Source organism: Mesorhizobium sp. M0145 (assembly GCF_040322355.1).
GTDB lineage: Bacteria > Pseudomonadota > Alphaproteobacteria > Rhizobiales > Rhizobiaceae > Mesorhizobium.
In genome coordinates this window covers 83,315-94,407 of record NZ_JAMYTK010000001.1, presented here as the reverse complement: position 1 = coordinate 94,407, position 11,093 = coordinate 83,315, and the positions used below count along the sequence as shown (strand labels likewise).

The following is an 11,093-nucleotide window of genomic DNA, read 5'->3' as shown; positions in this document are numbered from 1 at the left end:
TTGATCAGCTTTGAGATATTATCTCTACGTCTTGCAGCATATATTAAAATGCGGCGCATTCAATTAGTGATGCGTGGCGCATCTGTCTTGAGGCTGTAGAAAACCGGGCGATACGCCCTGCGCCTCGAACCAAAGCCATGCGGCCGTTCCCGTCACTGCCAGTCTTGTCGCCAGCCGTCTCGGATTGCGCGTGATGGCGCCGGCGATGGGCCTTATCTCGGCCGGCCACTCGATTGGAGCCGCCGCGGGCTACAGGCCTTTTCAGGATCCGACCGGCACCTGGACCGTCAATGATGCTCGTACCGGGCGGCCCGCCGAGATGGGCAGCCGAACCATCGTTGGAATGAACCAGCACGATCCCGAGGAACTCGCCGATCTCCTCAACGGGCTGAATGCACAAAGGCAATCTGGTTCTGCGGACGGAATTTCTGAAGAAAGCGTAGGAGAGCCACCGCTGCGATGGGATGTTGTCTCGAGGCTTGTACGGGAGTGCAATCTAGAGCACCGAAACGTCATGGCCCTCGCAGCTATCGGATCGCCCTGTCTTGAGAGAAGCGCCCTGCTGCAAAACCGGGTGTCAAAATTGCAAAATCGCGCGACCCGCTACATGAGACGACTGGCACCGTACATCTCTATGTATCTGATTTTTCTTGGAATTTGGTAGCGGGAGAGGGACTTGAATTACCAGCAATATCAAACGTTTACATGATGCCAGTCAGCATTCTGCGAAAAAAGAGTCCACAGGGTAAATGCGATACAGTCGATTTTGCCGGCTCTCGACAAAGAAAAACCCCGCCACGGTGGGCGGGGTTGGGTAGTCTCACATCGAAAGCGGACGTGATCAGTCGGCTCTGGTGAAATCCAGATAGAACTTGTCGTCGACCTTGAATTTGCCGACCAGCGCCGTATTGGTGACCGTCAGCGAGAGCGAGCCACAAGGGCTGAACTTAGCGAACTGCTGATCCTCGTCGCTACCGTCTGCGGGATATGCGCCGTCCTTCGATGGGAAATTGAAGGTGAGCGTTTCTTGGGTCGGGGTTCCGACCGTGGGATAACTGGCGATGTTGGTGATCTTCACCTTGGCGCGCATTTCTGGCATTTTGGGTTTCTCCAGTTGAGGGGTTGTCCCCGGCTCGGCCACTGGCGGAATTACCCGCCTAAGTCATGACAGCCTCCCCATGTTGCGACTGAAATTCGAGGCAGCGCACCACCCCAACTAAACCGTCAGTCGATCCGTGAGCCCGGATCAATAATTCACGTCTAGTCCCTTTGAGCTTGAAAGTCACGTTAAAAGTGATATTAAGGAGGCAAGACCTTGGAGACGTGAAATGGAATTGGACCGCAACCTTCGGATCGAGCAGGTGATCGAGATCACCACGCTATCTCGAACGGAAATTTACCGCCGCATCAAAGCCGGCCTTTTCCCATCACAGAAACGCGTTTCGCACAAAGTCGCCGTATGGCGGGCGAGCGAAATCAAGGCGTGGCACGAGGCCATTTTCAGTGCATGACACCGTGCCAAACCTCATCAGGCAGGCCGTGGCCGAGGGGCGCGTCACGCGGCTCCCAACCGCTCAGCCGAAGACGCTTATCCCCGAGCAGGTGAGGTTCCATCCTGACACCTGCGGCTGCGGCGGCGAGATATGCCGCGCCCCATTCCTCGACGAACTGGACAGGGACTCAGCGTGAAGAAACTTAATAGACGGATCGCGGCGGCCATGGACGCACGTGTCAAGGCGAGTCGCAAACTCTCGGCCGTTGCCTTCTTGGTTCAACAAACCTGCAAGCATGAGATCGTTGGCGAGACGGAATATCGATCGCCCGGCTTAGCCGCTCAGAGAATATGCCTGCATTGTCGGCTGCAGGAAGAAGGCTCGCATTGGAGCGGTGGCTCCACATGGTCTCGGCACGATCACGGCAAGTCGATCTTAGGCAATTCGGTCGACCGAATAATCACCCAGATCGGCCGCGACGAATTCTATTCGTTTCGTTTGCCGGTCCAAGCGGAACCCTCGGAATGATCGACGACGATCTGTCAGACCTGCTAGGCGACGATGAGGCACCGCGTCCGAAGCGCGGACGGCCGACCAAGGAAGAAGCCGCAGCCAGGCTCCAAAGGGACGCGACGAAGAACCTTCCCCACTACACCGAGTTCCGGCGCCCCGTGGGCGTGACGTTCTTCTCGAACATCCTCGGCGTGCAGCCCAAGCAAATCCAGAAGCGTCTTGAGCGGTGCCCGGTCGACTCGTGGACCACGCACGCCGGCAAGCCGCAGCCGATGTATGATTTCCTCACCGGCATGTCGTATCTGATCCCGCCGCAGGGCAGCATTGAAGACTGGCTGTCGCAGCAGAACCAAGCCTCACTGCCGCCGATCGTGTCGAAGGCGTATTGGGAGATGACCAACGCCCGCATCCGCGCCCTGATGGCGGCTGGGCAGCTTTGGCACGATGAAGACGTGCTGATGACCTTCGCTCGGGTCTCGATGTTGATCCGGCAGGAAAGCAAGATGTGGATCGAGGACATGCCTGGGCGGCAGAACCTCACGGATGAGCAGTACAACTTCTTGGTTGACCGCGTGAACGACATGAACACGCAGATCAGGGATAAACTCGAACTGCTGCCGCGCGAGTTCCAGACGAACGCGCATTCGCGCGAGATCGAGAAGGAGCTTGCGGACACTGACACGCGGCCGACTCCGGGTGACGAATGAACCCCTGCCGCGAAATGTTCGGACCCGTCGCGACGCCGCCGCGCTTCGTGATCTTCTCGTCATACGGCAACGACAGCATTGCGCTCATCCAGTGGGCGCGCGAGCAGGAACTGCGCGACGTTGCCGTGGTCTTCAGCGACACCAAATGGGCAGCACCATGGTGGATGAACCGCGTCGAGCACATGGAATGGTGGGTCGAGAGCCTTGGCTTCTGGACCGATCGCACCACCTCATTGGGCTTCGTCGAACTCGCTCGAATGAAGAAAGCGTTCCCGACGCAACAGTATCAGTGGTGTTCTTACATTCTCAAAATCGAACCTGGCGAACGTTGGCTAGCAGAAAATGATCCTGAGCGTAGGGCAGTCTGCCTGACTGGCGTGCGGAGGGAGGAAAGCAGTGCCCGAGCCGACTTCCCTCGCTATCTCGCGCGTTCGATGAACCACGGCGGCCGGGTGATGTTGACTCCGTTCGCGGACTCCACGGAAGCCGAACGAGACGGCTACCTCGAACGGGCTGGTGTCAAGCCGTTGCCGCATCGCTCCATGGAATGTGGGCCGTGCATTAACAGCAATCGCGCCGACATCCAGGCGTTGACCGAGCCCGAAATCTCGAAGCTTGAAGACCTCGAAACTGAGATGAATAGCGAGTTTGGGCTGACTAGGAACGGCAAGCCGCGCACGTTCTTTAGGCCGCATCGTCACATGGGCGCAGTCGGCATCCGCGAAGTCGTGTCTTGGGCGAATAGTCCGCGCGGCAAATTCAAACCTGAACATCCAGTCGAAGACGACGTGGCAGAAGACTTGCCTCCAGAGAAGGACGGCATGGCTTGCGCCAACGGATACTGCGCGAATTAGCCGGAGAATGAGCATGAGCATCGCCGATACAATGCCTGTTTGCCCGAAATGCGGTTGGGTTCCCGATTATTCATGCGGTTGCCCGGATGGAACGACCACGTTTCCGCTTGTGGATCGCGCAACGTTCAATGCCGAAATCAAATGCACCCAAAAGAAGGACGCTAGTTATGACCACCTGCCCGACAATTCGCTATGACATCTTCATAGCCGGTGATTTAGATCAAGCAAAACAGACCTGCAGAAGTTACTGCTTTGGCATTGGCTTATGTGTCACTGTGGAGCCTGTCACTTATATTTATACGGGAGGTGAGGAAGTCGGTGTCCGTGTCGGTCTGATAAACTATCCGCGCTTCCCCTCCGATACGGAGAAACTTGGGCTGCGGGCGCGCGAACTAGCGCACCAACTTATGCACGACCTTTTCCAACACTCCTACAGCATCGTCGGACCCGATCAAACAGAATGGTTTTCCCGGCGAGCATCATGACCGCGAGAATGCGCCCGCCATCCGTGGCGGAACTGATCAGCGAAGCCCGGCACCAGACCCTTGAGAGCATCGTCGTCCGAGGCTTCGAGAGCCTGCAACCGCAGCAGCGCCTGACTGTCACCGAGGCCGGTGAGAAGTACACGCGCATCGGCAGCGGTGGCGGCCACAGCACACCCTGGTCGCTCAAGCGCACGCCTTACATCCAAGAGCCGCAAGACACGCTCACCAGTCTGGATTTTCAGGGGTGCATCTTTGTCGGGCCTGCCCGCACAGGCAAAACGATGATCCATCTGAATTGGACGTCACATACGGTGATGACCGATCCGGCTGACATGATGCTTGTCCACATGGATCGCGAGAATGCGCGCAAATGGTCGAAAGGTGACCTTGAGCGGTATCTGCAAGCCTCGACTTTGGTTCGACAACACCAGCTTACGCACCGCAAGGACGACAACACCTTCGACAAGGAATTCGATACAGGAATGCGATTGCTGCTGACCTACCCAACGGCGAGCAATCTTTCCGGCATCACCATGCCACGCGTCGGTCTGATCGACTATGAACGCATGGACGACAATATCGAGGGTGAAGGTAACCCCTTCGACTTGGCGCAGATGCGCACGACCACGTTCAAACGATTTGGCATGACCTTCGCCGAAGCGTCGCCGAACCCGAACAAGGAAATCCAGGACCCGAAGTGGATGCCCTCGACACCGCACGAGGCGCCGCCGATCCGTGGTATTTTCGAGCTTTACAACCGTGGTGATCGCCGCCGCTGGTATTGGTGTTGTCCGCATTGTCAGGAGGCGTTCGAACCCGACTTCAAACTGCTGCGCTACCCTGACAGTGTCGACATCATGGAAGCTCGCGAGCAAACCTTCATGGCATGTCCGATCTGCGGCGGCATCCTCGAACCCGGCATGAAGGAGGAATTAAACGAAGTCGGCAAATGGGTGAAGGACGGCATGATATGGGTGCCGGTTGAAAAGAAGATCGTCGAGCGCAACGGTATGAAAGCCGCACGGTCGAGCATCGCGTCATTCTGGATGAAAGGGCCGGCCGCCGCCTATCAGGATTGGGGGCAATTGGTCGAGAAATACCTCCGAGCCATGAAGGCGCTTGAGGATACGGGGGACGACGCGCCGCTGCGCAAAACCGTCACCACCGACCAGGGCTCCTTCTACATTCCGCTGTCGCGCCTGTCGGAGCGGTCGCCGGAAGACCTGAAGACCAACGCGGAAGATTGGGGCTCGACCGAGGAAGAACCTACGGTGCCGCATGGCGTCCGCTTCCTGATCGCAACCGTCGATGTGCAGAAGTCCGCCTTCGTGGTTCAGATACAAGGCTTCACCGCGACCGGCGACATGGTGGTGATCGATGGTTTCAAGTTGCGGCTATCGGATCGACTCAACGGCGCGGGCGAAAAATTGCCAATCGATCCGGCCGCGTTCGGGGAGGATTGGGATGTTCTGATCGACGGCGTGTTGCTGAAGACCTATCCGCTTGCGGATGTGAGCGGGCGGCGTATGCGCATTCGGGCAACTGGCGGCGACTCAGGTGGTGCCGAGGGTGTCACAGGTCACGCTTACAATTTCTGGCGCAAGCTGCGGAAACGCGGTGATGGCCTGCATCGTCGTTTCTGCCTGGTCAAGGGCGAGCCCTCGAAGACCAAGCCGCACGCGAGCACGACGTGGCCGGATTCCAGTCAGAAGGGAAAGCTCGCCATTGCCAAAGGCGACGTACCGGTCATCCTGTTGAATTCGAACCTGATGAAGGACCGCGTGTCGGGTATGCTGGCACGCCGCGTCGAGAATGGCGGCGAGGACGCGGGAAAGGGCGGAATGCTGCGCTATCCCGACTGGATGCCGCCGTGGTTCTACAATCAAATGACGACTGAAATTCGAACGGAAAAGGGCTGGGAAAACCCACGCAAACGCCGCAACGAATCCTTCGATCTTGCCTACTATGCTCTCGGTCTTGCGATCCGCCCGGTCGAGCAGAATGTCCCCTACGTGATCTTCAACATCGATCGTCTCAACTATGACGAGCCACCAGTGTGGGCTGCCGATTGGGATGAGAACGAATTGGTGTTCGGAGGGGATGTGCAGCAAGAGGCAGTTGTATCGAAGACTCCCTCGTTCGCAGAGCTTGGCAAAAACCTCGCCTGAATTCACTTTTAAATTGAAAAGCAATATTATGTTGCGCTAGTTTCACGTTTAAGGTATTGATACGTGAAATTAACGTTGGATGACCAATGGTGGATGTCGCCGTACTCCTAGGTGAAGCGAAAGCGGCCTATCACCGTCTAATGATCGGTGAGGCGGCCGTCGAGGTTCGCGACAGCGACGGTCAAACGATTCGCTACACCAGCGCCAACGCCTCCCGCCTCAAAGCCTACATCGCGGAACTCGAACAGCAACTGGCTGGAACGACGGCTTGTGCCCGTCGCCCCTTGAGGCCGGTGTGGGGATGAGTGACCTCGATCTTTCCGACCTGCTTGGGTCACATGCCGTCGTCTCCCCGGCGACCCATGCGGTGCCGCCCGTTGCCTCGGCGGTGGCAGCGGGCGGCGTTGCCTATGATGGCGCGGACAAGATGGACCGTCTCGCGATGTGGCAGCCGGCGCTTCGTTCCGCCGACGCCGATCTGCTCCCGCTGAAGGACGGTCTAGACGCCCGTGGCTACGACACGGTGCGCAACGACGCCTACATCGCAGGCGGCTCAGCCATCCGCAAGGACTCCATCGTCGGCACGCGCTTTCTGCTTAACGCCAAGCCGGAAACCAAGATTCTTTTCGGCAAAGAAGACGAAAAGTGGGAATCCGAAGCCCAGGAAGAAATCGAAACCAAGTTCACCCTTTGGGCCGAAAGCGACCAGTGCTGGCCGGATGCCGCCAGGCGCAAGACGCTGACGGACATCGTTCGGCTGGGCATCGGCGTTCACCTGGCCGGTGGCGAAGCCTTGCTGTCAGCCGAATGGTTCGACGACGGCCGCCCGTTCGCATCTGCCGTGCAGATGATTGACACGGCGCGTCTATCCGATCCGCGCGACAGACTGATCGGCTCGCCGAATCGAGTGCGCAAGGGCGTTGAAATCGACGCGTACGGCGCGCCAGTCGCCTACTACATCCGCAACGCGCACCCGAGCGACTACCGCTCTAGTACCGCAGCGCTCCCCGCCTCAATGGTCTGGAAGCGCATCCCGGCTCGGAAGCCGTGGGGGCGAATGATGATCAACCACATCTACGAGCAGATGCGGCCGGATCAGAGTCGCGGCGTGTCAGAGATGGTCGCGGCGCTCTCGGAAATGCGCATGACGAAGCATTTCCGTCAAACGCTCCTTCAACAGGCGGTGGTCGCCGCGACTTACGCAGCGTCGATCGAGTCCGAGATTCCCAACGACGTGGCTGCAGCGCTCGGCAGCGCGGCCGGTGACGGCAACGCTACGACGACGTGGATGAGCGCCTATCTCGGTGCCATCAACGAGTATTCCAGCGGGGCGAAGAACCTGCACATGGATGGCGCGAAGATTCCGATCTTTGCACCTGGAACCAAACTGAGGCTCCAAAACCCGGGTACGCAGGGACCGGCATCCGACAAGTATGAGCAGAGCCTGCTGCGTTATATCGCGGCGGCCCTCGGCGTCTCTTATGAGCAGTTGTCGCGCGATTACACGCAGACGAACTATTCAAGCGCGCGTGCATCGTCAGGTGAAACCTTCAAGACCATGATGTCCTTGAAGCGCACCGTCGCCGACAAAATCGCCAACTTCATCTATCGGCTGTGGCTCGAAGAAGCCATCAACTACAAGGACTTGGAGTGCTTCAAGCGTCGCGGGCTGCCACGTTTCTACGATGGCATGAACGCGGAAGCATTCAGCGCGTGCGACTGGATCGGCGCCGGCCAGGGTCAAATTGATCCGCTCAAGGAGACACAGGCTTCGGTGTTGAAGGTCAAGAATGGCCTGTCCACCAAGGAAATCGAAATCGCGAAAAGCTCGGGCGGCGACTGGCGCAAGATCGCGCGTCAGGTCAAGCGCGAACGCGATCTCGACGAGAGTTACGGCAATCCGTCGATCTACGACACCGACACCAAGGACATGGAAAATTCGCTGACGGCTTCGCCGCGCGATGGAGGTAAAGAATGAACCCCATCCTCGCACGTTTTCAGGACCAGCCGGCGCTCATCGACGAAGGGCACAGTGCCTGGCTGGAAGGCTGCTTGTCGGCCGTGGCCGAACGCCTCGGTGAGATCGAGAAGGCCGGTAGCGACCCGGCTGGCTTCTGGTTTTCCGATGACGACTATCGTTCGCGCTATCGTCCGTATGTCGTGAAGAACGGCATCCTGCATGTTCCGGTCAAGGGCGTGCTGCTGAACGACTTCCCCTTTGCCCTCGGCGGCTACGCCACAGGCTACGAATACATCTGGCAGGCGATCAAGCGCGGCGTCGATGACTCCACGGTCAAGGGTATCGCTCTGATCGTGAATTCGGGCGGCGGCATGGTGGCCGGCAACTTCGACCTGGTGGACCGCATGTTCTCGGTTCGAGGCATCAAGCCGATCCGCGCGTTCGCCGCCGAGCACGCGTACTCGGCGGCCTACAACGTCTTTGCGGCAACCGATCACGGCACCGTGGCTCGCACTGGCGGCGTCGGTTCGATCGGCGTGGTTGTCACCCATTTCGAATATTCGAAGATGTTCGATGAGGCGGGCGTCGCAATCAATATCATCCGCTCCAAGCCCGGCAAGATGGAGGGCAACCCCTACGAGAAACTGTCCGAGGGGGCACGCGAGCGGATTCAAGAGCGCGTGGATGAGTTCCACAAGCAGTTCGTCGCAATGGTGGCGAGAAACCGGTCAATGGACGTGAAGGCAGTCGATGCGACTGGTGCCCACACGTTCATGGCTCAACAGGCGATCGAAAACGGGTTGGCCGACGAGGTTGGCGCCCTGGACGACGCGATAACGGCCTTTGAGGCCACATTCTCAGAAGGAGATGAACAGATGGCCGAAATCACCCAGGCCGAATTCGACATTGCTGTTGCCGCCGCTTTGGTGACCGGCAAGGAGCAGGGCAAAGCGGAGGGCGTCAAGGAAGGCGCCTCGGGCGAGCGTGCCCGCGTCGTCGCCATCCTCGGTCACGATAACGCCAAGGACCGCCCGAAGGCGGCTCTTGCGGCTGCCCTCGAAACCGATTTGTCAGCGGAACAGGCCGGCAAGTTCCTCGGCAATCTCAATGCCGAAGTTGCTCCGGTTGCCGACGTTGGTGCTCCCAAAGGGATGCTCCAGGCCGCCATGCAGAACGGCGGCGCGGGAATCAGCGGCGACGCCGACGCCGATGCCAACGGCAACGGGTCCGAAATGAGCCGCGCCGAAAAGGCGCTTCTGATGACCAAAGGCCCGGCCCACTAAAAAGCCCCGCGTCTAAACCTCAAACCCAGAAGGAGCCATCAACGTGGCTATTGTTACCCCCAATCTCGCTCACACTGCCGGTGTTCCGTCGCAGTGGAACGACACCATCGACGCGGCGCTCGAAGGGCTCATCGTCGGCGAATCCCCGCTGGTCGTGACCGTGGACATGATCGCGCTTAACGGCGCGGCCCTGGCCGCATACTCCCCGGTCATGCTCGACGGTGCCGGCAAGCTCGTCGTGGCTGCTCCGGGCACTCCCGCTATCGGCATCACCCTGTATCCGATCGACGGCTTGACCGCCAACATCGGCATCCCGGTGCTGCGCGCGGGTTGCCTCGCCAAGCACCGGATCACCTGGCCTGCCGCCTACAACACGGATGCGCTGAAGCTCAACGCGTTCGCCGGCGCAGCCACCCCCACCAACATTGTCGTTCGCGAAGTCTACTTCGGCGCGACCGTGGCAACCCCGTAACCCCGACAACAAGTTCGCATCCGACCGCGACATTAACAAGGAAAGACTGCCATGGGCATCGAACTCTGGACTCCGAAAGACCTTTTCGCTCTGCGCGAAGACACGCGTATGGCGGCGATCCCGTCATACTTCCTCGACACGTATTTCACGCTGTCGCACTACTCCGAAGACGGCGAAATCCGCTTCGGCGACTTGCCCGAAGCTGATCGCTTCCTCGCGCCGTTTGTGCTGCCTTACGAGCAGGGCAAGCCGACGCAGGGCACCAGGGGTGAGAAGATCAACGCCATCACCGTTCCTTACATCAAGCTCAAGGACGCGGTGCGTCCGACCGATGTGAAGAACATCCGTCCGTCCGAGGTTTTCCGCAACGCCGGCCGCAAGCCGACCATCGGGGAACGCTTCGACATGCGCACGACCGAGATCACCCAGCGGCACCTGCGCATGATCGACACCCGCGAAGCCTGGATGGCCGCTCGCGCGCTCATCGACGGCAAGGTGCAGATCAACTACGACCGCGATCAGGGCGCCGACCATCCGTCCGTCCTGCTCGATTTCGGCCGTGACGCCGGCCACACCGTCGTCAAGTCGGCGAACTTCTGGGACGATCCGACAACCGACATTCTCGGCGATGTCGAAGGCTGGATGAGCACCATGTATCTCGCCAACGGTGGCGGCTCTGCGGCGCAGCTTATCGTGGGCGCGAAGGTCGCCCCGGTCTTCCGAAAGAACACCGGCATCAAGGCCGCGTTGGACACGAACTACCGTGGCAACACTTCGGTGCAGATGGACCTTGGCATCATGCGCACCGAGCGTCCGCTGACCCGCATCGGTCAATTGACGAACGGCCTGGAAGTCCTGACCTACAAGGACACGGTGGACATCCCGAACGGTTCCGGTGGCAAGACCAAGATCGATCTGTTCAACGAGAAGGACGTGCTTCTCGTTGCTCCGGGCGCCAACGGCGTCCGCTGCTACGGCGCGATCTACGACGTGGAAGCGATCAAGAACGGTCTCGAAAACGAGCGCGTGTTCGCCAAGATGTTCACGACCCAGGACCCCGGCGAACAGTTCCTGATGCACCAGTCCTCGCCGCTTCCGGTTCCGCTCTACCCGAACCGGACGTTCAAGGCCCGCGTCCTGGCCTAGGCCACGACCCTG

13 protein-coding genes are annotated in these 11,093 nt (G+C 59.3%); 12 read left to right on the top strand and 1 reads right to left on the bottom strand.

Annotated features, from left to right (window positions below; translation table 11 throughout):
• The first annotated feature begins 193 nt into the window (after nucleotides 1-193).
• Entirely contained in the window at nucleotides 194-664 is a 471-nt protein-coding gene (locus NKJ28_RS00600) for a hypothetical protein (RefSeq protein WP_352568056.1), read from the top strand.
• Nucleotides 665-841: 177 nt separating this feature from the next.
• On the opposite strand, the gene NKJ28_RS00595 is transcribed toward NKJ28_RS00600, so the two are convergent.
• A complete protein-coding gene (locus NKJ28_RS00595) occupies nucleotides 842-1,099 on the bottom strand; it encodes a hypothetical protein (protein ID WP_352633559.1) in 258 nt (85 codons plus the stop codon).
• A gap of 229 nt (nucleotides 1,100-1,328) precedes the next feature.
• On the opposite strand from NKJ28_RS00595, the gene NKJ28_RS00590 reads away from it, so the two are divergent.
• The 11 genes from NKJ28_RS00590 (at nucleotide 1,329) to NKJ28_RS00540 (ending at nucleotide 11,081) form a co-directional block, all read left to right on the top strand.
• Nucleotides 1,329-1,511: a helix-turn-helix transcriptional regulator gene (locus NKJ28_RS00590; RefSeq protein ID WP_352633557.1), complete on the top strand. Its 183-nt coding sequence runs from the start codon at nucleotides 1,329-1,331 to the stop codon at nucleotides 1,509-1,511.
• Between the two features lie 174 nt (nucleotides 1,512-1,685).
• Nucleotides 1,686-2,021 (top strand): hypothetical protein, encoded by a 336-nt coding sequence (locus NKJ28_RS00585; protein WP_352633555.1) that lies wholly within the window; start codon nucleotides 1,686-1,688, stop codon nucleotides 2,019-2,021.
• Nucleotides 2,018-2,713 (top strand): DUF1441 family protein, encoded by a 696-nt coding sequence (locus tag NKJ28_RS00580; RefSeq protein ID WP_352633553.1) that lies wholly within the window; start codon nucleotides 2,018-2,020, stop codon nucleotides 2,711-2,713. The genes NKJ28_RS00585 and NKJ28_RS00580 overlap by 4 nt, the downstream gene beginning before the upstream one ends.
• Nucleotides 2,710-3,567: a phosphoadenosine phosphosulfate reductase domain-containing protein gene (locus NKJ28_RS00575; protein ID WP_352633551.1), complete on the top strand. Its 858-nt coding sequence runs from the start codon at nucleotides 2,710-2,712 to the stop codon at nucleotides 3,565-3,567. Before NKJ28_RS00580 ends, NKJ28_RS00575 begins: the two co-directional genes overlap by 4 nt.
• Nucleotides 3,568-3,580: 13 nt before the next feature.
• Nucleotides 3,581-3,763 carry a hypothetical protein gene (locus tag NKJ28_RS00570; RefSeq protein WP_352633550.1) on the top strand — a complete coding sequence of 61 codons (183 nt, stop codon included), beginning with the start codon at nucleotides 3,581-3,583 and terminating at the stop codon, nucleotides 3,761-3,763.
• 285 nt (nucleotides 3,764-4,048) lie between these two features.
• Entirely contained in the window at nucleotides 4,049-6,220 is a 2,172-nt protein-coding gene (locus NKJ28_RS00565; RefSeq protein ID WP_352633549.1) for a terminase gpA endonuclease subunit, read from the top strand.
• 86 nt (nucleotides 6,221-6,306) lie between these two features.
• Complete coding sequence (gpW, locus tag NKJ28_RS00560) at nucleotides 6,307-6,525, top strand: gpW family head-tail joining protein (protein WP_352633547.1); 219 nt, start codon at nucleotides 6,307-6,309, stop codon at nucleotides 6,523-6,525.
• Complete coding sequence (locus tag NKJ28_RS00555) at nucleotides 6,522-8,198, top strand: phage portal protein (protein WP_352633545.1); 1,677 nt, start codon at nucleotides 6,522-6,524, stop codon at nucleotides 8,196-8,198. The genes gpW and NKJ28_RS00555 overlap by 4 nt, the downstream gene beginning before the upstream one ends.
• On the top strand, nucleotides 8,195-9,463 hold the full coding sequence (locus NKJ28_RS00550) for a S49 family peptidase (RefSeq protein WP_352633543.1): 1,269 nt from the start codon (nucleotides 8,195-8,197) through the stop codon (nucleotides 9,461-9,463). Before NKJ28_RS00555 ends, NKJ28_RS00550 begins: the two co-directional genes overlap by 4 nt.
• A gap of 43 nt (nucleotides 9,464-9,506) precedes the next feature.
• A complete protein-coding gene (locus NKJ28_RS00545) occupies nucleotides 9,507-9,935 on the top strand; it encodes a head decoration protein (RefSeq protein ID WP_352633541.1) in 429 nt (142 codons plus the stop codon).
• 51 nt (nucleotides 9,936-9,986) lie between these two features.
• Nucleotides 9,987-11,081 (top strand): major capsid protein, encoded by a 1,095-nt coding sequence (locus NKJ28_RS00540; RefSeq protein WP_352633539.1) that lies wholly within the window; start codon nucleotides 9,987-9,989, stop codon nucleotides 11,079-11,081.
• Nucleotides 11,082-11,093 lie beyond the last annotated feature (12 nt).

Bases quoted from the DNA above. Each gene is read 5' to 3' on its own strand.
- NKJ28_RS00600 (WP_352568056.1), top strand. From the start codon at position 194: ATGGCGCCGGCGATGGGCCTTATCTCGGCCGGCCACTCGATTGGAGCC.
- NKJ28_RS00595 (WP_352633559.1), bottom strand. From the start codon at position 1,099: ATGCCAGAAATGCGCGCCAAGGTGAAGATCACCAACATCGCCAGTTAT.
- NKJ28_RS00590 (WP_352633557.1), top strand. From the start codon at position 1,329: ATGGAATTGGACCGCAACCTTCGGATCGAGCAGGTGATCGAGATCACC.
- NKJ28_RS00580 (WP_352633553.1), top strand. From the start codon at position 2,018: ATGATCGACGACGATCTGTCAGACCTGCTAGGCGACGATGAGGCACCG.
- NKJ28_RS00575 (WP_352633551.1), top strand. From the start codon at position 2,710: ATGAACCCCTGCCGCGAAATGTTCGGACCCGTCGCGACGCCGCCGCGC.
- NKJ28_RS00570 (WP_352633550.1), top strand. From the start codon at position 3,581: ATGAGCATCGCCGATACAATGCCTGTTTGCCCGAAATGCGGTTGGGTT.
- NKJ28_RS00565 (WP_352633549.1), top strand. From the start codon at position 4,049: ATGACCGCGAGAATGCGCCCGCCATCCGTGGCGGAACTGATCAGCGAA.
- gpW (WP_352633547.1), top strand. From the start codon at position 6,307: ATGGTGGATGTCGCCGTACTCCTAGGTGAAGCGAAAGCGGCCTATCAC.
- NKJ28_RS00555 (WP_352633545.1), top strand. From the start codon at position 6,522: ATGAGTGACCTCGATCTTTCCGACCTGCTTGGGTCACATGCCGTCGTC.
- NKJ28_RS00550 (WP_352633543.1), top strand. From the start codon at position 8,195: ATGAACCCCATCCTCGCACGTTTTCAGGACCAGCCGGCGCTCATCGAC.
- NKJ28_RS00540 (WP_352633539.1), top strand. From the start codon at position 9,987: ATGGGCATCGAACTCTGGACTCCGAAAGACCTTTTCGCTCTGCGCGAA.